General features: G+C 64.4%; 20 protein-coding genes. 14 read left to right on the top strand and 6 right to left on the bottom strand.

What is annotated here, in order from left to right; all coding sequences use genetic code 11:
* Positions 1–9 precede the first annotated feature (9 nt).
* Complete coding sequence (locus DWV00_RS16195) at positions 10–1,050, top strand: EscU/YscU/HrcU family type III secretion system export apparatus switch protein (protein ID WP_115534589.1); 1,041 nt, start codon at positions 10–12, stop codon at positions 1,048–1,050.
* Between the two features lie 121 nt (positions 1,051–1,171).
* Here DWV00_RS16195 and DWV00_RS16190 read toward each other — a convergent pair whose 3' ends face one another.
* Positions 1,172–2,068 carry a helix-turn-helix transcriptional regulator gene (locus tag DWV00_RS16190; protein ID WP_115534588.1) on the bottom strand — a complete coding sequence of 299 codons (897 nt, stop codon included), beginning with the start codon at positions 2,066–2,068 and terminating at the stop codon, positions 1,172–1,174.
* A gap of 299 nt (positions 2,069–2,367) precedes the next feature.
* Between DWV00_RS16190 and imuA the strand changes: the two genes are divergently transcribed.
* Genes imuA through DWV00_RS16175 form a run of 3 tightly spaced genes read left to right on the top strand, consistent with a single transcriptional unit; the run spans position 2,368 to position 7,631 of the window.
* Complete coding sequence (gene imuA / locus DWV00_RS16185; protein ID WP_115534587.1) at positions 2,368–3,072, top strand: translesion DNA synthesis-associated protein ImuA; 705 nt, start codon at positions 2,368–2,370, stop codon at positions 3,070–3,072.
* The gene (locus tag DWV00_RS16180) at positions 3,002–4,477 is read left to right on the top strand and encodes a Y-family DNA polymerase (RefSeq protein WP_115534586.1); all 1,476 of its coding nucleotides are present in this window, start codon (positions 3,002–3,004) and stop codon (positions 4,475–4,477) included. Before imuA ends, DWV00_RS16180 begins: the two co-directional genes overlap by 71 nt.
* A gap of 4 nt (positions 4,478–4,481) precedes the next feature.
* The gene (locus DWV00_RS16175; RefSeq protein WP_115534585.1) at positions 4,482–7,631 is read left to right on the top strand and encodes an error-prone DNA polymerase; all 3,150 of its coding nucleotides are present in this window, start codon (positions 4,482–4,484) and stop codon (positions 7,629–7,631) included.
* 24 nt (positions 7,632–7,655) lie between these two features.
* Here the strand turns inward: DWV00_RS16175 and DWV00_RS16170 are convergent, their stop codons facing one another.
* Positions 7,656–8,579, bottom strand: coding sequence for a dTDP-4-dehydrorhamnose reductase family protein (locus tag DWV00_RS16170; protein ID WP_115534675.1), 924 nt, complete (start codon positions 8,577–8,579; stop codon positions 7,656–7,658).
* Positions 8,580–8,595: 16 nt separating this feature from the next.
* A complete protein-coding gene (locus DWV00_RS16165) occupies positions 8,596–8,811 on the bottom strand; it encodes a heavy-metal-associated domain-containing protein (protein WP_115534584.1) in 216 nt (71 codons plus the stop codon).
* Positions 8,812–8,953: 142 nt separating this feature from the next.
* On the opposite strand from DWV00_RS16165, the gene cueR reads away from it, so the two are divergent.
* From cueR to DWV00_RS34605, 3 genes are all read left to right on the top strand, one after another.
* Positions 8,954–9,385 carry a Cu(I)-responsive transcriptional regulator gene (cueR, locus tag DWV00_RS16160; RefSeq protein WP_115534583.1) on the top strand — a complete coding sequence of 144 codons (432 nt, stop codon included), beginning with the start codon at positions 8,954–8,956 and terminating at the stop codon, positions 9,383–9,385.
* A 204-nt stretch (positions 9,386–9,589) separates the two neighbouring features.
* A complete protein-coding gene (locus tag DWV00_RS16155) occupies positions 9,590–9,736 on the top strand; it encodes a DUF3563 family protein (RefSeq protein ID WP_115534582.1) in 147 nt (48 codons plus the stop codon).
* Positions 9,737–10,087: 351 nt separating this feature from the next.
* The gene (locus DWV00_RS34605) at positions 10,088–10,411 is read left to right on the top strand and encodes a hypothetical protein (protein WP_342766985.1); all 324 of its coding nucleotides are present in this window, start codon (positions 10,088–10,090) and stop codon (positions 10,409–10,411) included.
* Between the two features lie 51 nt (positions 10,412–10,462).
* Here DWV00_RS34605 and DWV00_RS16145 read toward each other — a convergent pair whose 3' ends face one another.
* Entirely contained in the window at positions 10,463–11,308 is an 846-nt protein-coding gene (locus DWV00_RS16145; protein WP_115534581.1) for a 23S rRNA (adenine(2030)-N(6))-methyltransferase RlmJ, read from the bottom strand.
* A gap of 191 nt (positions 11,309–11,499) precedes the next feature.
* Entirely contained in the window at positions 11,500–12,471 is a 972-nt protein-coding gene (locus DWV00_RS16140; protein ID WP_115534580.1) for a potassium channel beta subunit family protein, read from the bottom strand.
* Positions 12,472–12,679: 208 nt separating this feature from the next.
* On the opposite strand from DWV00_RS16140, the gene DWV00_RS16135 reads away from it, so the two are divergent.
* Together DWV00_RS16135 and DWV00_RS16130 are read left to right on the top strand one after the other, a co-directional pair.
* Positions 12,680–13,477 (top strand): 3-hydroxybutyrate dehydrogenase, encoded by a 798-nt coding sequence (locus tag DWV00_RS16135; protein ID WP_115534579.1) that lies wholly within the window; start codon positions 12,680–12,682, stop codon positions 13,475–13,477.
* 23 nt (positions 13,478–13,500) lie between these two features.
* Entirely contained in the window at positions 13,501–14,751 is a 1,251-nt protein-coding gene (locus DWV00_RS16130) for a DUF3734 domain-containing protein (RefSeq protein ID WP_115534578.1), read from the top strand.
* A 190-nt stretch (positions 14,752–14,941) separates the two neighbouring features.
* On the opposite strand, the gene DWV00_RS16125 is transcribed toward DWV00_RS16130, so the two are convergent.
* Positions 14,942–16,141, bottom strand: coding sequence for an amino acid aminotransferase (locus DWV00_RS16125; RefSeq protein WP_115534577.1), 1,200 nt, complete (start codon positions 16,139–16,141; stop codon positions 14,942–14,944).
* A 332-nt stretch (positions 16,142–16,473) separates the two neighbouring features.
* Between DWV00_RS16125 and uvrB the strand changes: the two genes are divergently transcribed.
* From uvrB to DWV00_RS16100, 5 genes are all read left to right on the top strand, one after another.
* Positions 16,474–18,564 carry an excinuclease ABC subunit UvrB gene (gene uvrB, locus DWV00_RS16120; RefSeq protein ID WP_115534576.1) on the top strand — a complete coding sequence of 697 codons (2,091 nt, stop codon included), beginning with the start codon at positions 16,474–16,476 and terminating at the stop codon, positions 18,562–18,564.
* Positions 18,565–18,835: 271 nt separating this feature from the next.
* Positions 18,836–19,384, top strand: coding sequence for an iron transporter (locus DWV00_RS16115; RefSeq protein WP_115534575.1), 549 nt, complete (start codon positions 18,836–18,838; stop codon positions 19,382–19,384).
* Between the two features lie 31 nt (positions 19,385–19,415).
* The gene (locus DWV00_RS16110; RefSeq protein ID WP_115534574.1) at positions 19,416–19,748 is read left to right on the top strand and encodes a cupredoxin domain-containing protein; all 333 of its coding nucleotides are present in this window, start codon (positions 19,416–19,418) and stop codon (positions 19,746–19,748) included.
* A 49-nt stretch (positions 19,749–19,797) separates the two neighbouring features.
* Positions 19,798–20,640, top strand: a complete 843-nt coding sequence (locus tag DWV00_RS16105; RefSeq protein WP_115534573.1) for an FTR1 family iron permease — start codon at positions 19,798–19,800, stop codon at positions 20,638–20,640.
* Complete coding sequence (locus tag DWV00_RS16100) at positions 20,637–22,049, top strand: 4Fe-4S binding protein (RefSeq protein ID WP_115534572.1); 1,413 nt, start codon at positions 20,637–20,639, stop codon at positions 22,047–22,049. The genes DWV00_RS16105 and DWV00_RS16100 overlap by 4 nt, the downstream gene beginning before the upstream one ends.
* Positions 22,050–22,092: the final 43 nt, after the last annotated feature.

Raw genomic sequence — 22,092 nt, 5'->3', positions numbered from 1 at the left:
GTTGCCGACATGAGCGAAAAGGATCAAGCCCCAACCGAAAAGCGGCTGCGCGACGCGCGCAAGCAAGGCGAGGTGGTGTTCAGCACGGAAGTTAGCACCGCGCTCGTCTTTCTCGTCGTGCTGGCGACGCTCGGCTCGCAGGGGCCGCGCGTGGTCGATACGCTGCGGGGATTGTTCGATGCGATCTTCGCGGCGGTGTCCTCGCGGGACCCCGCGCAGTCGATCTCGACCGTGCTCGTGCTCGCGATTCACGGATGGCTGACGCTCGGGATCGGCATCGTGGCGCTGGCGGGCGTGGCGGGCCTGGCCGCTTCGCTCGCGCAAGCGGGCGGGCTCGTCGCGTTCGCGCGCATCGCGCCGAGTTTGACGCGGCTCAATCCGGCCACGGGCCTGCAGCGCATGTTCTCGATGAGGAGCGTCGTCGTGCTGCTCAAGACGGCCTTGAAAACGCTCATTTTATGCGTGACGCTGTGGGTGCTGCTGCGCGGCTCGCTCAGTGCGCCGCTGGAGGCCGGCTACTTGCGGCCGGACGCGATCCTGGCCGTCACGGGCAGGCTGCTGTTGACGCTCGCGGGCTGGGCGGCGTTGATCTTCGTTGCTTTCGCGGCACTCGACTATGCCTACCAGCAGTACGAATTCACCAAGCAGCATCGGATGTCGATGGACGAAGTGCGCCGAGAATTCCGCGAGATGGAAGGCGATCCGCATTTGAATTCGCGTCGCCGCAGCATGGCGCACGAGATGGTCTTCAATCCGCTGCAAGACCGCGTGAAGATGGCTTCGGCCGTCGTGTATTCGGCCAATGCCGCGGTTGCGCTTTGCTACATGGGCAAAGGCAAGCTGCCGTGGGTCGCCGCGCGCGGCGAGGGCGAGACGGCGCGGCGCATTCTCGAATGGGCGGGGGAGTTTCTCGTTCCGACGACGGCGAACGGGCCGCTCGCCGATACGCTTTATGAAAGCGCGCGTGAATATCAGTACATCGATAGCGCGTTGTACGGCCGCGTGGCCGAAGTATTGCGCTGGGCCGACGGGGAGGATAAGCCGGCCTGATACGACCGGGCTTCGAAGCGAGTGGCGGGCAGTGCCGTGTGTCGTTGTAGCGCGAGGGCCGCGGGATCGAACGCGGCCCTCCGGCGATGCAGATGCAGATGCGCGATGTGTCGATCTTGTCTCAGACCGCTTGCATCTTCCCCGCGAGATAGGCGAGTTGACTGCGGTTGCGGGCGCCGAATTTTTCGCGCAACTGACGCAGGTGATAGTCGACGTTGTGGACGGTCGTGCCGAGCCGGGCTGCGATCGCTTTGTCCGACATGCCCACGACGACGGCGCCCAGGATGCGCTGCTGCAATTGCGACAGGCTGTTCGCGGCGTCCTGGCGGCAGATGGCTTGGACATAGGCGGCGCAGCGCTGATGCAGCGAGAGGCCGAGCCCGAGCGCTTGGGCGATGACGCTGTCGGTGATCCATTCGCAATGCTCGGGCGGCCCGGCAAAGAGAATGAGCGCGCGCAGCGGTGTACGCGCGATCGGCAGGCTGAACGCGAGCCCGCTTGAGAGACCGTTCTCGCGCATGCCGTCGAAGAAGTGCCGCAGCGGCGGATCGATACCGTCCTTGCGCGAGGCGTTCACGAGCGAGCGCATGTCCCACACGTGCGGCCGGCTCGATTCGAAGGCGCGCTTCATGTGCGGGTCGCGCAGCAGATAGCCGCCTTCGAGCGATTGCGGCAGCAAGTCCGACGCGAGGTAGTCGCGCAGCAGGTAGGCGTACTCGGGCTGCTTTTGCGCATCGAGTTTCAGCGCGGCATAGCCGAGACCGGAAAAACCGATGATGTTCAGGATGCCGCGGATCATGCGGATGCGTTCGTCGGCCGTGCGCGCCGCGCCGAGTTCGGCGGCGAGGAACGTCGCGTCGCCGGTTTCGTCGGCGCGCACGAGCGGGGCCACGTCCATTTCGTCGATATAGCGGATCTCGCAGGGCGCGCGAGGCTTCAGCTTGGGCGCCGGCTGGGGGGACGGCGCCCCGGTGCGTTGCAGATCTTCGCTTGCTTCGACCACGTCGAGGGTTGACATGGGGAGTCCTATCTGTCGTTGTTTTTGGAACACGGGTACGGCGCCAGTGTGCTTGCGAGAGGCGCGAATGGAGATAGGCGTGCGGGGGTGGGGAGCACCGGACGGTGGCACTACCTTATCTCCAGACGATTCTATTGATGCAGATCAAGGAACGCCGCTTGGCATTTCGTAGTCGGGGGTGGTGGCGCGATAGGCGGAAGACGGAGTTTTACGAAATGTCGTGGGCATAAAAAGTTCCAGTTCCTCAGTATGCGATTGCGTGTAAGATACTGTATAGATATACAGGTTTCAAGTCGCCGATGCTCGCTGCTTCCGTCCGTGCCGAAGAGATCCATCCGTCGCTATGGCGGGCCTCGCAGCTTGCGAGCGGCCGCGCGCACGTGGTGGAAACGGGGTATCCGGCGTTGTCCGCCGAGCTGCCCGGCGGCGGCTGGCCGCTCGGCGCGCTGATCGATCTGCTCGTTCAGCAGCCGGGGATCGGCGAGATGCGGCTGCTGCAGCCCGCGCTCAGCGTGCTCGATCGGCCCATCGCGCTGCTGCAGCCGCCGCAGGTGCCCAATGGCTTGGGGCTCGGCTATATCGGGCTACCGCTCGCGCGGCTGCTCCATGTCAAGGCACCCAAGACGGCCGATGCCTTATGGTCCGCCGAGCAAATCCTGCGGGCGGGAAGCTGCGGGGCGTTGATTTTTTGGGCGTCGTCCGCGCAGTCCTCGTCGCTGCGGCGTCTGCACCTGGCGGCGCAGGCCGCCGAAACGCTGTTCGTGATGGTGCGGCCGCTGGCGGCCGCGCAAGAGGCCTCGCCGGCCTTGCTGAGGATGGCGCTGCGGCCGTCGGCCGAAGGATTGATGGTCGATATCGTGAAGCGACGAGGGCCCCTGCGCGCGGAGCCCTTGTCGATTCCTCTTCAACCTACCCCCATTTTGCTGTCTCGCCATGCGCGTCTTTCTCGCCGTTCATTTGCCGAAACTGCCGCTCGAAGTTTTCCGGCCGAAGTGGCTGCCTGATCCGGCGGCCGGCAGCGTCGTGTTCGAGAAGGACAAGGCGGTCATTGCCGATGCGCCGGCGCGCGCGGCCGGCATTCGGATCGGCATGAAGCGCGGCGGCGTGCTCACGTTGTCGTCCGAGCTGGCCATGTACGAGCGCGACGCGGCGCGCGAGGCAGCGGCCCAGCGCGAAGTCGGCGTGGCGCTGATGCGGTTTTCGCCCGACGTGGCACTGGCCGAGGAAGCGACGGTCATCGTCGAAATCGGCGCGAGCCTGAGACTGTTCGGCGGCGTGCGGGCATTGTGCCTGCAGGCGCGCGCGATTCTCGACGCGCTCGGCTTCACGGCACGCATCGGTATCGCGCCGACGGGCCAGGGCGCCTGGCTGCTCGCGCGCTACCGCCGGCGGCGCGTGCTGCGGCTCGCCTCGCTCGAGCGCGTCTTGTCGCCGCTGCCGATGCTGTCGGTGCCCGAGATGCGGCCGTTCGCCGATTGGTTCGCCGGGCTGGGCTGCGCGACGATCGCTGACGTTCGCCGTTTGCCGCGCGCGGGGCTGCGGCGCCGCTGCGGCGAACACGTGCTCGATTCGCTCGATCGCGCATTCGGCTCGGCGCCCGAACTTTTCGATTGGCTCACGCTGCCGCCCACGTTTTCGGCGCGTCTGGAATTGCCCGATCGCATCGAGCATGCGGACGGCGCGCTGCACGCCGCGCATCGGTTGATCGTGCAGTTGTGCGGCTGGCTCTGTGCCAAGCAATTGGCGGTGACGGCCATCACGCTTTCGCTCGAGCACGAGCGGGGCAGGGAAGCGATGGCGCCGACGTCGATCGAAATCGCGCTTGGAGAACCGGCTTGGCAGGAAGTGCATCTGCTGCGTTTGTTGAAAGAACGGCTGCATCGCATCGAACTGGCGGCGCCGATGATCGCGGTGCGGCTCGACGCCGTGAAGGTGGAGGCGGCCGAGGCGCCGGCCGAGCAGCTTTTCCCGGAGCCCGGCGGATCGGCGCAAAGCCATGCGCGTCTGCTCGAACTGCTGGCGGCCCGGCTCGGCGAGGAAAACGTGCTGCGTCCTGCTCCCACGGCCGATTACCGGCCCGAGATCGCCAATCGCTGGGTGCCGCTCAGCGAGTCCCATACGAAGACGAAAGGCACGCTGCCCGAAGGTTTGCCTCGGCCTACCTGGATGCTTGCCACGCCCGTGCGTTTGCTCACGCGCGCGCACCGGCCGTTTTACGGTTCGCCGCTGCGTGTCGTGTCGCCGGCCGAGCGCATCGAGGCCGGCTGGTTCGACGGCGAACTCGTCACACGCGATTACTTCGTCGCCGAAGCCGACGACAAAAGCTATTACTGGATTTACCGCGAACGCGTGAGCAGCCGCGACGCGGACGAAGGGCCGCGCTGGTTCCTTCACGGCCTTTTCGGATGATGCGATGGTTCCCGGTTTCAATGGGCTGCCGGCGTACGCCGAGCTTTTTTGCTTCTCCAACTTCACGTTTCTGCGCGGGGCGTCGCATGCGCAGGAACTCGTCGCACGGGCGGCGCAGCTCGGCTATGCCGGTATCGCGATCACCGACGAATGCTCGCTCGCGGGCGTCGTGCGCGCCCACGATGCCGCGAAGGAAGCCGCTCTGCCGCTCGTCATCGGCTCGTATTTCCGCCTGTGTCATGCCGATGGCTCGCCGTCGTTCGGGATGATCCTGCTCGCGCAAAATCGCGAAGGATACGGCAATCTGTCGGAGCTCATCACGCTTGCGCGCACGCGCGCGCCGAAGGGGGCGTATCGGCTGACGCCACACGACCTTTCTCGACCGGAGCCCGACTACGCGCATTTGCGCGGGATGCCCGATTGCTTGGCCATCCTCGTGCCCGATTTCCCGGCCAAGGAAGAAGCGTTCGCCGCGCAGCTCGAATGGCTCGACGAGACCTTTCCCGGCCGGGCTTGGGCGGGGCTCGTTCTCCATCAGCGCGCGATGGACGACATTCACCGCGGCGCGATCGAATACGTCGCGCGTCGCCAGGGCGTACCGGTCGTCGCGCTCGGTCACGTCGTCATGCACGTGCGCTCGCGCAAGCCGCTGCAAGATACGATGACGGCCATTCGCGTCGGCAAGAGCGTGCACGAATGCGGCTACGAGCTCGCGCCCAATGCCGAGCAGCATCTGCGTTCGCGTCTACGTCTCGTCAATCTTTACCCCGACGAAACGTTGCGCGAGACAGTCAATATTTTGTCGCGCTGCACCTTCTCGCTCGAGGAGCTCCGTTACGAGTATCCCGACGAACTCGTCCCCGCGGGCGTCACGCCCACCGCCTATTTGCGGCAAGAGACTTACGCGGGTGCGCTGCGGCGGTTTCCGGCCGGCATCCCGCATACGGTGCAACAGCAAGTCGAGCACGAACTCGCGTTGATTGCGGATCTGCGCTACGAACCGTATTTCCTGACGGTCTACGATATCGTCCGCTATGCGCGCAGCCAAAACATCCTTTGCCAAGGACGCGGATCGGCCGCGAACTCCGCCGTTTGCTATTGCCTCGGCATCACGGAGGTGGACCCGGCGCGCGGCAATATGCTGTTCGAGCGGTTCATCAGCAAGGAGCGGGGCGAGCCGCCCGACATCGACGTCGATTTCGAGCATCAGCGGCGCGAGATCGTGGTGCAGTACATCTATCGCAAGTACGGCCGGCATCGCGCGGCGATCGCGGCGGCCGTGTCCACCTATCGGCCACGCGGCGCGCTGCGGGAAACGGGCAAGGCGCTCGGCGTCGATCCGCAGATCGTCGATGCCGTCGCGAAATCGCATCATTGGTTCGACACGAGCCGCGACCTGCTCGGGCGTTTCGAAGAGTTGGGCCTCGACCCCAGCCAGCCGCTGATCCAGGCCTGGGCGAAGCTGGCGGTGCAACTGCTCAACTTCCCGCGCCATCTGTCGCAGCATTCGGGCGGCTTCGTCATCAGCCGCGGCAAGCTGACGCGGCTCGTGCCGGTCGAGAACGCGGCGATGGCCGACCGCTCCGTCATTCAATGGGACAAAGACGATCTCGAATCGTTAGGATTGCTAAAGGTCGACGTCTTGGCGCTCGGCATGCTGTCGGCGATACGGCGCACGCTCGAACTCGTTTCCGAGCGCCGCGGCGAACGTTTCGACATGCAGGACGTACCGTCCGAGGACAAGAAGACCTACGAGATGATCTCGCGCGCCGATACGATCGGCGTCTTTCAGATCGAATCGCGTGCGCAGATGAGCATGCTGCCGCGTTTGCGGCCCGAGAAGTTCTACGATCTCGTGATCGAAGTGGCGATCGTGCGTCCCGGGCCGATTCAAGGCGGCGCCGTGCATCCGTATTTGCGCCGGCGCCAAAAGCTCGAGCCCGTGACTTACCCGAGCGAAGCGTTGAAGGCCGCCTTGGGTCGAACGGAAGGGGTGCCGATCTTTCAGGAGCAGGTGATGCAGGTCGCGATCATCGCGGCCGGCTTCACGCCGGGCGAAGCCGACGCGTTGCGGCGCGCGATGGCGGCGTGGAAGCGCAAGGGCAATTTGCAGAAATACTACGACCGCATCGTGAGCGGGATGCTCGAGCGTGGGTATGAACGAAGCTTCGCCGATGCGATCTTCGAGCAGATCAAAGGCTTTGGCGAATATGGCTTTCCCGAGAGCCATGCGGCGAGTTTCGCGTTGCTCGTCTATACGAGCAGCTGGCTCAAGTGCCACGAGCCGGAGGCCTTTCTCGCGGCGATGCTGAACAGCCAGCCGATGGGATTTTATTCGCCGTCCCAGCTCGTGCAGGACGCGCGCAGGCATGGCGTGAAGGTGCTGCCGGCCGACGTGATCGTCAGCGGATGGGATGCCGCGCTCGAACCGGTCGAAGGCGCGGCGCGTCCGGCCGTGCGCCTCGGCTTGTCGCAGTTGCGCGGCATGAAAGAGGACGTCGCCGAGCGGATCGAAAACGCGCGGGTCGTTCGCGCGTTCGAGAGTGTGCACGACCTGGCGCGCCGCGCGCAGCTCAATCGCCATGATTTGCACGTGCTGGCCGATGCGAATGCGCTATCGACACTCGCCGGCAATCGGCGCGAGGCACTTTGGCATTCCGTGGCCGCCGTGCCGGAAAAGGACATGCTGGCCGCGGCGGTCGGCGCGGACGACACCCCCTTGCTCGGCGCGCCGACGGAAGGGCAGAACATCGTGGCCGATTACCGCTCGGCGGGGCTGACATTGCGGCGCCATCCGCTGGCGCTGCTGCGCGAGCGTCTACTCGAAAAGCGGCTGATGCCGGCCTCGAAGCTGAACGGCTATCGCAACGGCCAGCCTGCGCGCGGCTGCGGCATCGTGACGGTTCGCCAGCGCCCGGGCACGGCCAAAGGGGTGATATTCATGACGCTCGAGGACGAAACGGGCAACGTCAACGTCATCATCTGGCCGAGCCTGCTCGAAAAACAGCGCAGGGAAGTGCTCGGCGCGTCGCTGCTCGCGGTGTACGGTGTGTGGCAGTGTCAGGGAGAAGTGCGGCATCTCGTGGCCAAGCGGCTCGTGGATTTGTCGCATCTTCTCGGCGGATTGCAATCGGAAAGCCGCAACTTCCACTGAGCGCGCCGCCAGGGGCCGCCGTCGTCAACGCGGCAGCGCCGGCACCGGCTCGAGCGAGCCGGCGAGCACATCGGCGATGGCGACGTCGAACGGTGTGCGCCGGCCGATCCCGAGCGCTTCGAGCCGGCTCGAGTCGAGATGGCAGTCGCGTGGACGAGGCGTGGCTTCCACACTCGCCGCCTGGGGTTCGAGCCGGGCGTCGATGCAGAGCGCACGCGCGATGCGCGAGGCGATCTCGAACTTCGTCATCGGCTCGTCGCCGGACCACTGCGCAATACCGCGGATGGTCTTGCCGTCGGCATGTTGCTCGAGCATGCCGCGGATCGCGTAGGCGACATCGGGCGTGTAAGTCGGATAGCGCGTCGCCCACGCGTCCATCGGGGCAGGGGATGCACCCGGCGCCTTCGATGCGACGATGGCGGGCACGAGGCTTGTGACGGCCGACTCCGACCAGTCGACGACCGGGCCGTACAGCAGAGGGAGTCGCAGCACGCAGCCGAAATCGGTCGACTCCGCGAGCGCGCGCTCTCCTTCGAGCTTGCTGTGTCCGTATGCGTTGAGCGGCGCGGGCGAGTCGTCGATCCGATAGGGCGGTGCGCTACCGTTGAACACGTAATCGGTCGAGATCGACAACACCCAAGCGCCGCATTGTCGAGCGGCCGACGCGATGGTTCGCACGGCGTCGACGTTCAGTGCACGCGCGGCTTGCGGATCGCGTTCGCAGATATCGGGCCGTCGCTCGGCGGCGGCAATGACGATCGCATCGGGCCGGACGCGATCGACGAACGAAGCGACGGCCGCGGAGTCTCGAATGTCGAGTGCGGTTCTCCGGGCCTGGGTTCGCCGGTGCGCCGTGGGCACCACGCGCCAACCGGCGCGTGCGTCGAGTTCACGCGTGACGGCTCGCCCGAGCAGTCCCGACGCCCCGATAACGGCAACGGTGAACATCGCGTCGTCCGGACGATCAGGCATCGACGATCGTCCGGGTGCCCTTCACCTCGTAGCCGGCCTCGACGATGGCGCTGCCGAGCCGATCAGCGCCCTCGCGCGATTGCACGCGCACGCGCCCCACGTCGAGATCCACATCGACGTGCGCACCCGCGTCGAGCGAGCGAATCGCTTTCGTCACGGCGCCTACACAGTGCTGACAGCTCATGCCTTCGACCTGGAATTCGATCATTGCAAGGTTTCCTTTTCTGAAAAAGTTGGGATGACGCTCGGCCGGGCCGCGGCAGCCTGTGCCGTCGGCCCACTTCCATGAAGCGTATACCTTCCTACCGTGGGAAGGTATACGCTTTCAGCCGTTAACTGTGGGGATGCCAATGAACATCGGGGAAGCGGCCCGCGAATCGGGCGTCACGGCCAAAATGATCCGCTACTACGAGAGCGTCGATCTGCTTGCGCCCAAAGGGCGTACGGACGCCGGTTACCGCGTGTACGGCAAGCAGGAAATCCATACGCTGCGCTTTATCCGCCAGGCGCGGCATCTCGGCTTCTCGGTCGACGATATCCGCAAGCTCCTGGGGCTCTGGCAGGACCACTCGCGCGCCAGCTCGGAGGTGAAGACGATCGCGCTTCAGCATGTGGCCGACCTCGAGCGCCGCATCGCCGAACTGTCGGAAATGCGCGACACACTGACCCACCTTGCCCACCACTGCCACGGCGACGCGCGCCCAGATTGCCCGATTCTGGAGAGCTTGGCGAGCACGGGTGACTGCCACGGTCACGCGCAAAGCCAGTCCCGGCAAGGCTGAGCGGCCGGCGTGATCGAATGTTTTGACTTGGTGCATTCATGACGTTTCGGCGGTGCCGGTGCACCATTCCAAATCGGAATGCACGTCATTCGAGCATTTCACTCGCAATTTAGGCCAAGGTCCTTATAATTCGGGTTAACCCTTTTACGGGAAATCCCTGAAGTAAGATTCACCGGGGACGAGACCCGACCCTTGGAGAACATCATGTTTGCGTACATCCTCGAAAAGCTCAGCAACTGGTTTGAATCGGCCGAACGTGCCCGCCGCGAAGCGTATCTCGCATCGTCGTCGGACGTCGTCGATCTGGAGCGCCGCCTGCGCTCGCTCGAAGCACACGGCTATTCGATCTAATCCGGGCGAGGCCTGACGGCGCTGGACTAGGCGCCCGCGGTCGCACGCGCGACGAAGTGACTGTTGAATGTTGCCAGCCTCGCTATTTCGGCGGGGCTTTGTCTTATCCGGCGCCGGTTCGGCAAAGAACGGCCGCCGCGCCCGTGAATCGGTACCGAGGCGACTAGCGCGAAGATCGCCGCCGCGTTAAGGTGTGATCATTCGTCGTAATCCATCTCGCGTCACGCGGTTTGCCCTTCGCATTTCGCACTTTCACGGACCGCTCCCATGGGCTTTCACCTCTTGCCTCGCTTGCGCACCGCCGTGCGCGCGGCGGCCTGTCTCGCTCTCGTGGGTGCTGCATCGCGTGCCATGGCGGGCGGCCAGCCGTTGGAGCTGGGGACGCAAACAGGCATCCAGGACGGCCAAAGCGGCGTGGAACTCGGTACGCAAACGGGTATCCATGACGGCAAAAGCGGCCTAGTGCTGCAAAACGCTCCGTTATCGCGCAAGCCGATGGTGCCCGCGCAGCAACTGCCGACGCTCGAACAATCGGATTCCGCGAGCGGACAGCCTCCGATCGTCGTCGCGCCGTATATCGCGTTGCCCGGCGCCAACGGGGCGGCGCCCGCCGCGGGAGTAGCCGCGCCCGCTGCCGGAACCGGATACCGGGTGTCCCCCGGGAGCCGGCAGTAATCGACGGTAACCGACGGTAGCTAGAGCTCTAGCGATGCCAATGGCGATCGCTTAAGCGATGCGCGACTCCAGCTTGAACTGCGCCGTTTCGTCCTGGCCGAGCGCGCCGGCGAGGTAGGGCAGGGTTTCCTTCAACGCGGCCGCGAGCGTGTAGGGCGGGTTCAAAATGAACATTCCGCTGCCGTACAGCCCATAGCCATCCTCCGGCGGCCGGCTTACCGTCAAGGTGGCGTGCAGCCAGTTTGTCTGCTGCAGCTCTTTCAATTGCTCGGGAAAGCGTTGCGATTCCAGGCGGGTGACTTGCGGATACCAGACCGCGTAGACGCCCGTCGCGAACCGCTTGAGGCTTTCCTCCAGGCAGGCGATCGTGCGCGCATAGTCGCGTTTGTCCTCGAACGAGGGATCGACGAGCACGAGCGCGCGCCGCGGCGGCGGGGGCAGCAGTGCTTTGATGCCGTCGAAGCCGTCTCCCGCATAGAGCATCGCCCGGCGCCCCGCATCGCGGAAGTTGTGCCGCAGCACGTCGATCTCGGTGCTGTGCAGTTCGAACAAGCGCATCCGGTCTTGCTCCCGCATCAAACGCCAAGCGAGATACGGCGAGCCGGGGTAGTAGCGCAACTGCCCGTCGGCATTCAACGCGCCGACCTGCTCCACGTAATCTTCGAGCGCGGCCGGCAGATCGGTGCGCTTCCAGAGCTTGGCGATGCCCGTTTCGAATTCGGCTGTTTTGGCGGCGTAACCCTCGGCCAGCGAGTACACGCCCGCGCCCGCGTGCGTGTCGATGTACCAGTAGGCCTTGTCCTTTTGGCCCAGATGGCGCAGCAACTGCACGACGACGGCGTGCTTGAGGACATCGGCGTGGTTGCCTGCGTGAAAGGCGTGGCGGTAGCTGAGCATACGGACAAGGAACGGTTCGAGACACGAGTGCGGCGGCGGCGTTGCACCGGAGTGCCGTGGGCACGGGCGGCAACGCATCCGCTCGAGCCAGCCTAGGCTCGAATGCACGAATGGGGCGCGTATTGTACGGCAGTACGGCGGCTGCGGTCGGTGCGGAGGCGCGCGAACGATGCCGCGCGCCTCTGCCGCGATCACCGCTCGACGTCGGCGACGATTTCCTCGATCTTGCGCTGGATCTCGGGCGTGATGCGCGCGGCCACTTCCGCCGCCTTCATGTTCTCCGTGATCTGCTCGACTCGGGACGCACCGGTGATGACCGTGCTGACGTGCGGGTTCTTGAGCACCCAGGCGATCGCCAATTGGCCGATGCTGCAGCCGAGCTCTTGCGCGATGGTTTCGAGCTGGGTCACGCGCTCGTTCTTCTCGGCATCGGTCAGATGCTTACGCAACCAATCGTAGCCTTCCAACTGGGCGCGGCTGCCCGACGGTACGCCGCTGCGATACTTCCCGGTGAGCAGCCCCGACGCGAGCGGGCTCCAGGTCGTCAGGCCGAGCCCGATGTCTTCGTACAGCCGCTTGTATTCCTGCTCGACGCGCTTGCGGCAAAAGAGGTTGTACTGCGGCTGCTCCATCACGGGCTTGTGCAGATGGTGGCGCTCGGCGATTTCGTAAGCGGCGCGGATCTCGTCGGCGCTCCATTCGGACGTGCCCCAGTACAGCGCTTTGCCGCGTGCGATCATGTCGCTCATCGCCCACACGGTTTCTTCGATCGGTGTGTTCGGATCGGCTCGATGGCAGAACACGAGATCGACGTAATCGAGCTGCAGGCGGGCCAGCGAACCGTCGATCGCGTTGTGCAGGTATTTGCGATTGAGCGTGTGGTATTGATTGGGCGCTTCGTGCAGGCCCCAGTAGAACTTCGTGGAAATCACGTAGCTCACGCGCGGCCAGGCGAGTTCCTTGAGCGCATGGCCCATGATTTCCTCGGACTTGCCGCCCGCATAGACTTCGGCGTTGTCGAAGAAATTCACGCCTGCGTCACGCGCCGCGGCGAGCGATTCGCGCGCGGCGCCGCGATCGACTTGATTGCCGTACGTTACCCACGAGCCCAACGACAGCTCGCTGACTTGCAGGCCCGAACGGCCGAGTCGCCGGTAATTCATGCATGTCTCCTCAGAGATTGAGAGCGCGGTTCAGAACAACGAGAGCTTAATCCGATTTGCGATGGGTCGCTCTCGCGCCGATCGTTGGGGCACAATAGCGAAGTCGTTCGTGGCGCGGAACTCGGCCGAAAGTGATATGAAATTCTGCCAGCTTGCCGCGTGCCACGGGCCATGGTGTCATTGTCCACGCACGCTTGAGAGGTGACGAATGTCGTCGTTGAATACGAGTCTGAACGGGAAGGTCGCGGTCGTGACGGGCGCGGCAAGCGGAATCGGCAAAGAAATTGCGCGTACGCTCGCGGCGCAAGGCGCGGCCGTGGCGATTGCCGATCTGAACTTGGCCGGCGCGCAGGCCGTTGCCGAGGAAATTCGCGCCGAGGGCGGCAAGGCGCTCGGCATCGCGATGGACGTCACGAACGAGGATGCCGTCAATCGCGGCATCGACGAAGTCGCCGCGCAATTGGGCTCCGTCGACATTCTCGTATCGAATGCCGGGATCCAGATCGTCAACCCGATCGAAAGCTACAGCTTCTCCGATTGGAAGAAGATGCAGGCCATCCACGTGGACGGTGCCTTCCTCACGACGAAGGCCGCGCTCAAGCACATGTACCAGGGCGATCGCGGCGGCATCGTCATCTATATGGGCTCGGTGCATTCGCACGAGGCGTCTCCGCTGAAATCGGCCTACGTCGCGGCCAAGCACGCGCTGCTCGGGCTATCGCGCGTTCTCGCGAAGGAGGGCGCCGCCCATAACGTGCGCTCGCACGTCGTCTGCCCCGGTTTCGTACGCACGCCGCTCGTCGACAAGCAAATCCCCGAGCAGGCGAAGGAGCTCGGCATCACCGAGCAGGAAGTGATCAAGCGCGTCATGCTCGGCCAGACGGTAGACGGCGTGTTCACCACGGTGGAGGACGTCGCGCAGACGGTGCTGTTCCTGTGCACGTTCCCGAGCGCCGCGTTGACGGGCCAGTCGTTCATCGTCTCGCATGGATGGTGCATGCAATAAGCAATAAGCAATAAGGAGGCAGCATGGGGGAGCGCAAGGCAACGCGTGCGCGCGCGAGCGCCACATCGGCTGAAATCGGTGAACAACACGCAGCAGGCGGGGCAGTCAGCGCCGCGGCAAGGGCCGCGCCGCCCCTGTCCTTGCCTCCCTATCAAACCGTCGCGCTTGTGTTGCAGGGCGGGGGAGCGCTCGGCGCCTATCAGGCCGGTGTGTATGAGGGGCTGCATGAAGCCGGTGTCGTGCCGAATTGGATCGCGGGGATTTCGATCGGCGCGATCAACACGGCGATCATCGCCGGCAATGCCCCGGAGCATCGCGTTGAAAAATTGAAGGCGTTCTGGGACATGGTCTGCCAGCCCGCCTATGGGTTTGCGCTGCCGCCGGCCGTCGAACACGCGTTCTTCGATTCGTCCGCGCCCGTGCGTACCGCCTTCACGACGATGCAGGCGCTCAGCGCGGTCGTCGATGGCCAAAAGGGTTTCTTCGTGCCGCGCCTGCCGCCGCCGCTGCCCTTCACGCAGGGTACGCCGGATACCGCGAGCTGGTACGACACGGGGCCGTTGAAGTCGACGCTCGAGCGCTTGTGCGATTTCGACCGGATCAATTCGGGCGAGACGCGCGTCTCGATCGCGGCGGTCAACGTCGGCACGGGCAACTTCGCGTACTTCGACAATCAGCATACGAAGCTTCGCGTCGAGCATTTCATCGCCTCCGGCTCGCTGCCGCCGGGATTCGCCGCGACCGAGATCGACGGCGAGTACTACTGGGACGGCGGGCTCATGTCCAACACGCCGCTGTCCGAAGTCATTCAGGCCAGCCCGCGCCGCGATACGCTCGCGTTCCAAGTCGATCTATGGAGCGCCCAAGGTCCGGTGCCGACGAATCTCACGGACGTGCAAGGGCGCATGAAGGACATCCAGTACTCGAGCCGCACTCGCTTGGTGACGGACATGATGCAGCACTCGCAGCGCTTCCGGCATGTGCTGCGCGAGGTGCTCGCGCGCGTCGCCCCCGAGCATCGGGACGACCGGTGGTGCAAATTGGCCGAGGAGCTGTCGTCGTCGCACCGGTACAACGTGTTTCAGCTGGTCTACCGCGACAAAGAGTTCGACGGCAACTACAAGGACTATCAATTCGGCTTGTCGACGATGGACGTGCACTGGACAAGCGGCCTGCGCGATATCCGCGACAGCTTGGCGCAACCGGGCTGGCTCGACATGCCCGAGAACGACGCCGGCTTCGTTACCCACGATATCCATCGCGACCGTCGCTGAACGTGAACGAACGCGGTTGAACGTGCGCATCCCGCCGAAAATCCTGCCGACGCGCGCAGCACGGTAGGCTCGGCGGCAAGCAGCCGCTTCTAGCCAAACGAAACGCAGCGGCACAAAAAGAAATAGCGCCCCCGAGAGAGGGCGCTATTCGTATCATGCGGCCGCGTGCGATACGCGGCTTACGCGTGCATTACTTCAGCACATGCGCGACGGCGCTTGCCACCACGTCGATATTGCGCGTGTTCAGCGCGGCCACGCAGATGCGGCCCGTGCCGACGGCGTAAATGCCGAACTCTTCACGCAGACGATCGACTTGGGCGGAATTCAGGCCCGAGTACGAGAACATGCCGCGCTGTGCGTTCACGAAGCTGAAATCGCGCGTGACGCCGGCGCTCTTCAGGCGCTCGACCAGGCCGCCGCGCATCGCGCGGATGCGATCGCGCATCTCGCCGAGTTCTTGCTCCCACATCGTGCGCAGCGCCGGCGTGCCGAGCACCGTCGCGACGATCGCGCCGCCGTGCGTCGGCGGGTTCGAGTAGTTCGTGCGGATCACGCGCTTCAATTGCGACAGCACGCGCACCGCTTCGTCCTTGCTGTCGGTGATGATCGACAGGGCACCCACGCGCTCGCCGTACAGCGAGAACGACTTCGAGAACGACGACGATACGAACACGTTCAGTTCCGCCGCCGCGAACAGGCGCACGGCCGCCGCATCGGAGTCGATGCCGTCGCCGAAGCCTTGATAGGCGATATCGAGGAACGGCACGAGCTGGCGAGCCTTCACCACTTCGACGATCTGTTGCCACTGCGCTTCGCTCAGATCGACGCCGGTCGGGTTGTGGCAGCAGGCGTGCAGCACGATGACCGTGCCGGCCGCGTAGCTGTTCAGCGCGCCGAGCATCGCGTCGAAATTGACGCCATGCGTCTGCGCGTCGTAGTACGGATAGGCGACCACTTCGAAGCCGGCGCTTTCGAACAGCGCACGGTGGTTTTCCCAGCTCGGATCGCTGATCGCGACCTTCGCGTTCGGGTTCACGCGCTTCAGGAAATCGGCGCCGATCTTCAGCGCGCCCGTACCGCCGAGCGCTTGCGCCGTCACGACACGGCCCGCGGCGATCAGCGGCGAGGCGTCGCCGAGCAGCAGCTTTTGCACGGCGGCATCGTAAGCGGCAATCCCTTCGATCGGCAGGTAGCCACGCGGCAGGGCCTGGTCGACACGCGCTTTTTCCGCTTCGCGAACGGCGCGCAGCAACGGGATCTTGCCTTCCTCGTTCGTGTAGACGCCGACGCCGAGGTTGACTTTGGTCGGGCGGGTATCGGCGTTGAAGGCCTCGTTGAGACCGAGGATCGGGTCGCGGGGAGCGAGTTCGACAGCGGAGAACAGGGACATGGTGTCTTTCGGCGGTAGTAGGAAACTGAAACGGGCGGGCACTGCATGCGCCGGGCGGATCCGCCGGTGAGGCTGGGCGGACGGCGGGCCAACGACGGTCGGATAGACGGATCGTCGGCTTTGGCAGGCGCGGAATATGTGATTGTAGCGAATCCCGCCCCCGTCTTCGCACGGTTTTGATGCGAATCGATCGAATGCGCATGAACGGTCGTGCACTTTTTTACCGGATTCTCGTAGTGGAGAATGAACCGGGGGCTACGTGGCGGCGCGCTGCTTCGACGGGCGCGAAACGCTAAAATAGTTGTTTTGTCGGCGAAGGAAGCGCCATTTCCATGTCCGAAGCTCAGCCCCATGCCGCCGAAGCCCTCGACGAATCGAAGTTCGTCGAGTTCGAGGGCTCGCCGTTTCATCTCTACCAGCCGTATCCGCCGGCCGGCGACCAGCCCGGCGCCATCGCGCAGTTGTGCGAAGGTATCGAGGACGGCCTCTCGTATCAGACGCTGCTCGGCGTAACGGGCTCGGGCAAGACGTTCACGATGGCGAACGTGATTGCGCGGCTCGGCCGGCCGGCGATCGTGTTCGCGCCGAACAAGACGCTCGCGGCGCAGTTGTACTCGGAGTTTCGCGAGTTCTTTCCGCGCAATGCCGTCGAGTACTTCGTCTCGTACTACGACTATTACCAGCCGGAAGCGTACGTGCCCCAGCGCGACTTGTTCATCGAGAAGGATTCCTCGATCAACGAGCACATCGAGCAGATGCGTCTTTCGGCCACCAAGAGCCTGTTGGAGCGGCGCGACGTGGTGATCGTGGCGACGGTGTCCGCAATCTACGGTATCGGCAATCCGAGCGAATACCACCAGATGATCTTGACGCTGCGCACGGGCGACAAGCTCGGCCAGCGCGAGGTGATCGCCCGCTTGATCGCGATGCAATACAACCGCAACGAGGCCGATTTCCAGCGCGGCGCGTTTCGTGTGCGCGGCGATACGATCGACGTGTTCCCGGCGGAGCACGCCGAGATGGCGGTGCGCATCGAGCTGTTCGACGACGAAGTCGAGTCGCTGCAGCTGTTCGATCCCCTGACGGGGCGCGTGCGGCAAAAGATTCCGCGCTTCACGGTCTATCCGTCGTCGCACTACGTTACGCCGCGCGAAACGGTCATGCGCGCCGTGGAGACGATCAAGGACGAATTGCGCGAGCGTCTCGAGTTCTTTTACGGCGACGGCAAGCTCGTCGAGGCGCAGCGCCTCGAGCAGCGCACGCGCTTCGATCTCGAGATGCTGCAGGAGCTCGGCTTCTGCAAGGGCATCGAAAACTACACGCGGCACTTTTCGCGTGCGGCGCCCGGCGAGCCGCCGCCGACGCTGGTCGACTACCTGCCGGGCGATGCCCTGATGCTGCTCGACGAGTCGCACGTGCTGATCGGGCAGCTCAACGCGATGTACAACGGCGACCGTTCGCGTAAGGAAAACCTCGTGCAGTACGGTTTCCGGTTGCCCTCGGCGCTAGACAACCGGCCGCTGAAGTTCCCCGAGTTCGAGCGCAAGATGCGCCAGGCGGTGTTCGTTTCGGCCACGCCCGCCGATTACGAAAAGAAGAAGACGGGGCAGGTCGTGGAACAGGTGGTGCGGCCGACCGGTCTCGTCGATCCGCTCGTGCAGGTGCGGCCCGCGCGCACGCAGGTGGACGACGTGCTCAGCGAGATCAACGCGCGCGTTGCCGTGAACGAGCGCGTGCTCGTGACCGTCCTGACCAAGCGGATGGCCGAGCAGCTCACCGAATTCCTGGCCGATCACGGCGTCAAGGTGCGCTATTTGCACAGCGACATCGATACGGTCGAACGTGTCGAAATCATCCGGGACTTGCGGCTCGGCGCGTTCGACGTACTGGTCGGCATCAACTTGCTGCGCGAGGGGCTCGACATCCCCGAGGTCTCGCTCGTGGCGATTCTCGATTCGGACAAGGAAGGCTTCTTGCGCGCGGAACGCTCGCTGATCCAAACGATCGGCCGCGCGGCGCGCAACGTGAACGGCACGGCCATTCTCTACGGCGACAACATCACCGATTCGATGCGTCGCGCGATCGACGAAACCGAGCGGCGGCGCGCGAAGCAAATTGCCCATAACCAGGCGATGGGCATTACGCCGCGCGGCGTCGTCAAGAAGGTGAAGGACATCATCGACGGTGTCTACAACGCCGACGAGGCGCGCGCGGAACTGAAGGAAATGCAGCAGCGCGCGAAGTTCGAGGACATGTCGGAGAAGGACCTCGCCAAGGAGATCAAGCGGCTCGAGAAGCAGATGATGGAGCACGCGAAAAATCTCGAATTCGAAAAGGCGGCCGCGGCGCGCGATCAACTGGCCGTGCTGCGCGAGCGCGTATTCGGTGCGAACGTCGGCGATTCCGTCGCCGGGGCGGACTAGGGCTTAGGACGCGCGGCGGCTCATCTCACGAGCGACCCTATGCGCGCTAGGGTCGCTTGGTCGTACTAATGCATTCGTGTACACTAATGCTTGATTGATAATCGTTCGCATTTGCGTTCGTGTTCTCTTCTCCAGCGAATCTTCTATTGAGCGCGGCGAGAGCACATCGAAAGGGCGTCGATCTATCAGCATTTTTGGGCGAACCGCATGCTTTGTCGTTCATTGCGCTTCGCCGTCCGATATCCGATCAAGGCAAAAAGAGGAGTTTTAGATGCAGCGTTCCACCTGGATTGTGAGTGGCGTGGCAGCCGTGGCGGCGATGACCGCAATCGCGGCGTCGGCGGCCGAATATCCGATCGGCAAGCCTCAGGTGCAGGGCGGCATGGAAATCGGCGCGGTTTATCTGCAGCCGATCACGATGGAACCGGAGGGGATGATGCGCAAGGCGTCCGATTCCGACGTTCACCTCGAGGCCGACATCCACGCGGTCAAGAACAACCCCACGGGCTTTGCCGAAGGCGATTGGATGCCCTATCTGCAAGTCCATTACGAACTCACGAAAGTGGGCGGCACGCAGACGCTCAAGGGCGATCTGATGCCGATGGTGGCAAGCGACGGTCCGCACTATGGCGACAACGTCAAACTGTTCGGTCCCGGCAAGTATCACCTGACGCTCGTGATCGAGCCGCCGATGCAAACGGGCCACATGGCGTTCGGCCGCCACGTCGACAAGGAAACGGGCGTCGGCCCGTGGTTCAAGCCGATCACCCTTCAATACGATTTCCCGTTTGCCGGCATCGGCAAGAAGGGCGGCTACTAAGCCGCGCGGCTCGGAAGAGGAGAGCATCAGCATGAAATTGCGTTCGAAGGCTGCATTGGCCGGTTTGCTGGCCGCCGCCGCGATGGCCGCGCACGCCGACGATGCGGTGACGGTCAAGCTCGACATGGCCGACGGCAAGCTGACGCCGGCGCGTATCGAGGTGCCGGCGGGCAAGCGCATCCGCATCGAGGTCAGCAACAGCGGCAAGGGTGCCGCCGAGTTCGAAAGCGTCGAGTTGCGCAAGGAGAAGGTCCTGGCGCCCGGTGCCAATTCGGTTGTCGTCATCGCCCCCCAAACGCCGGGCGAATACAAGTTCTTCGACGATTTCCACCAATCGGCGCGAGGCGTCATCGTCGTCAAGTAAGAGGCTTTTGCGCGCGGAGGTGGAACGCCGCGCGCTCGGAGAATAAGAGATGGGCCAGGTACTGTTCGTCGTATGGCGCGAAAGCGTCGAGGCTCTGCTCGTCGTGGGCATTCTTTACGCGTGGCTGAAGAATGGCGACGCTGACGCTCGGCGCGGGTTGCCGTATCTGTGGGCGGGCGTCGGCGTCGGAATCCTCGCGGCCATCGCGCTCGGCGCGGCACTCGTGGGCTTCAGCGAAGTGTTGTCGGGCGATGCGGCCGACTACTTTCAGACGGGCATGGTGCTGGTCGCCTGCGTGCTGATCGTGCAAATGGTGCTGTGGATGAAGCGCCATGGGCGCACGCTCAAACGCGACATGGAACGCTCGCTGCAGCAGAGCACGCGTAACGGCAACGGCTGGGGCGTCGCGGTTCTTGTTGCGCTCGCGATCGCGCGCGAAGGCAGCGAAACGGTCATCTTTCTCTATGGGCTCGGCTTCGGCCAATCGGGGCATGTGAGCCATGGCGACATCCTCGCGATCGTGCTCGGCCTCGGCCTCGCATTCCTGACGTTCTACGTCTTGCAACTGGGCGGCCGCGTGTTCTCGTGGCGCCATTTCTTCCGCGTCACCGAGATCATGCTGCTGCTGCTCGGCGCCGGTCTGCTGCAGACGGGTGTCGACAAGCTCATCGATAAAGAAATCTTGCCGCTCGGCATCTCGCAGGTATGGGATAGCTCCCGGCTGCTCGACGATTCGAGCACGGCCGGTTCGATGGTGGCCGCGCTGACGGGCTATCGTGCCCATCCGGCACTGACCAATCTCGTTGCCTTTGCGCTGTATTGGCTCGTCGTCGGGTGGCTTGCGCGGCGTGCCGGCCGTGCGCCCGCCGCGACGGCCGGACGTACGGTATGAGTTCGCCCGCGTTTCCCGCAGCCGGCCTCGGGCGGCTCGCGCGCGTGGGCGCGTGGATGCAGCGCAACGGCGCGATCATTCGCGCGATCCAGTGGGCTGTCGTTGCGGTCTACGCCTTTCTCATCATCGTGCCCGCGTGCCTGCCGTTGCCCGACGACACGGCGCATCTCTGGAACAATCTGACGCTAGCCGCCCAGTTCGTGTTTTGGGGCATATGGTGGCCGTTCGTCTTGCTGTCGATGGTCCTGCTCGGCCGCGTGTGGTGCGGCGTGCTGTGTCCCGAAGGCGCGCTGGCCGAATTCGCCAGCCGTCATGGGCGAGGGCGAGCCATTCCGCGCTGGATGCGTTGGGGCGGATGGCCGTTCGTCGCATTCGGCTTGACGACCATCTACGGCCAAATGGTCAGCGTCTACCAGTATCCGCGTGCCGTGCTCCTCGTATTGGGGGGCTCGACGGTGGGGGCGATGATCGTCGGCTATCTTTACGGACGCGACAAGCGCGTCTGGTGCCGTTACCTGTGTCCCGTCAACGGCGTGTTTGCGCTGTTGTCGCGTCTCGCGCCGTTTCACTTCCGCGTGAACGAGGCCGCTTGGCGGCGTTCGTACACGGCCGGCGAGCACGGGCATCGCGTGATTCCGATCAATTGCGCGCCGCTCGTGCCGTTGAGAAACATGAAGGGCGCGGCGCCATGCCACATGTGCGGCCGGTGCAACGGCCATCGCGATGCCATTGCGCTGACATGGCGTTCGCCCGCGCAGGAAATCGTCGAGCTGGGCCGCGATGCGGCCGACGGCTGGGACACGGCGCTCATCCTATACGGCCTGCTGGGCATCGCGATCGGCGCGTTTCATTGGACGGCGAGCCCGTGGTTCGTCGAGATCAAGCAATACCTTGCAGGTTGGCTGATCGACCACGACTTCACGTGGATGCTCGACACCAATGCGCCGTGGTTCCTTTTCACGCATTACCCCGACCAAAACGACGTCTTCTCCTGGCTCGACGGCACGTTGCTGATCGCCTACATCCTCGCGACGGCACTCGTGTACGGGACGGCGCTGCTTGCGCTCGTCGCCGCGGGTACGCGCGTGCTTGGCCGGTTCGATCGTGCGCGCCTGCATCACCTCACGCAAGCGCTCATTCCCGTGGCCGGAACCGGCGTGTTCTTGGGGTTGTCGGCCACGACGTTGTCGTTGCTTCGCGCGGAGCACGTCCCGCTCGATTGGGCGTCGACGGTTCGCATTGGTGTGCTTGCCATCGCGAATGCGTGGAGTGCCTGGTTGGCGTGGCGCGTCACGGGCCGGTACACGTCGCGCATCGCGCTCCGAATGGGCGCCATGACGTGCTTCGTCGCGGCTTTGGCCGTGGTGGATAGCGCATGGTGGCTGATGTTTTGGGGTTTTGCGCAGTAACGAGAGGGCAAGATCGAAGGCGAGGGCGTTCGCGCTCGCTCCA

The organism is Trinickia dinghuensis (genome assembly GCF_003367175.1).
Classification (GTDB): Bacteria; Pseudomonadota; Gammaproteobacteria; order Burkholderiales; family Burkholderiaceae; genus Trinickia; species Trinickia dinghuensis.
Note: the sequence above shows the minus strand (reverse complement) of the source record. Positions and strands in the feature narration are given on the sequence as shown.

Excerpts from the sequence above, each read along its gene's own strand:
- DWV00_RS16195 (WP_115534589.1), top strand. The coding sequence starts at position 10 with ATGAGCGAAAAGGATCAAGCCCCAACCGAAAAGCGGCTGCGCGACGCG.
- DWV00_RS16190 (WP_115534588.1), bottom strand. The coding sequence starts at position 2,068 with ATGTCAACCCTCGACGTGGTCGAAGCAAGCGAAGATCTGCAACGCACC.
- imuA (WP_115534587.1), top strand. The coding sequence starts at position 2,368 with ATGCTCGCTGCTTCCGTCCGTGCCGAAGAGATCCATCCGTCGCTATGG.
- DWV00_RS16180 (WP_115534586.1), top strand. The coding sequence starts at position 3,002 with ATGCGCGTCTTTCTCGCCGTTCATTTGCCGAAACTGCCGCTCGAAGTT.
- DWV00_RS16175 (WP_115534585.1), top strand. The coding sequence starts at position 4,482 with ATGGTTCCCGGTTTCAATGGGCTGCCGGCGTACGCCGAGCTTTTTTGC.
- DWV00_RS16170 (WP_115534675.1), bottom strand. The coding sequence starts at position 8,579 with ATGTTCACCGTTGCCGTTATCGGGGCGTCGGGACTGCTCGGGCGAGCC.
- DWV00_RS16165 (WP_115534584.1), bottom strand. The coding sequence starts at position 8,811 with ATGATCGAATTCCAGGTCGAAGGCATGAGCTGTCAGCACTGTGTAGGC.
- cueR (WP_115534583.1), top strand. The coding sequence starts at position 8,954 with ATGAACATCGGGGAAGCGGCCCGCGAATCGGGCGTCACGGCCAAAATG.
- DWV00_RS16155 (WP_115534582.1), top strand. The coding sequence starts at position 9,590 with ATGTTTGCGTACATCCTCGAAAAGCTCAGCAACTGGTTTGAATCGGCC.
- DWV00_RS34605 (WP_342766985.1), top strand. The coding sequence starts at position 10,088 with ATGGCGGGCGGCCAGCCGTTGGAGCTGGGGACGCAAACAGGCATCCAG.
- DWV00_RS16145 (WP_115534581.1), bottom strand. The coding sequence starts at position 11,308 with ATGCTCAGCTACCGCCACGCCTTTCACGCAGGCAACCACGCCGATGTC.
- DWV00_RS16140 (WP_115534580.1), bottom strand. The coding sequence starts at position 12,471 with ATGAATTACCGGCGACTCGGCCGTTCGGGCCTGCAAGTCAGCGAGCTG.
- DWV00_RS16135 (WP_115534579.1), top strand. The coding sequence starts at position 12,680 with ATGTCGTCGTTGAATACGAGTCTGAACGGGAAGGTCGCGGTCGTGACG.
- DWV00_RS16130 (WP_115534578.1), top strand. The coding sequence starts at position 13,501 with ATGGGGGAGCGCAAGGCAACGCGTGCGCGCGCGAGCGCCACATCGGCT.
- DWV00_RS16125 (WP_115534577.1), bottom strand. The coding sequence starts at position 16,141 with ATGTCCCTGTTCTCCGCTGTCGAACTCGCTCCCCGCGACCCGATCCTC.
- uvrB (WP_115534576.1), top strand. The coding sequence starts at position 16,474 with ATGTCCGAAGCTCAGCCCCATGCCGCCGAAGCCCTCGACGAATCGAAG.
- DWV00_RS16115 (WP_115534575.1), top strand. The coding sequence starts at position 18,836 with ATGCAGCGTTCCACCTGGATTGTGAGTGGCGTGGCAGCCGTGGCGGCG.
- DWV00_RS16110 (WP_115534574.1), top strand. The coding sequence starts at position 19,416 with ATGAAATTGCGTTCGAAGGCTGCATTGGCCGGTTTGCTGGCCGCCGCC.
- DWV00_RS16105 (WP_115534573.1), top strand. The coding sequence starts at position 19,798 with ATGGGCCAGGTACTGTTCGTCGTATGGCGCGAAAGCGTCGAGGCTCTG.
- DWV00_RS16100 (WP_115534572.1), top strand. The coding sequence starts at position 20,637 with ATGAGTTCGCCCGCGTTTCCCGCAGCCGGCCTCGGGCGGCTCGCGCGC.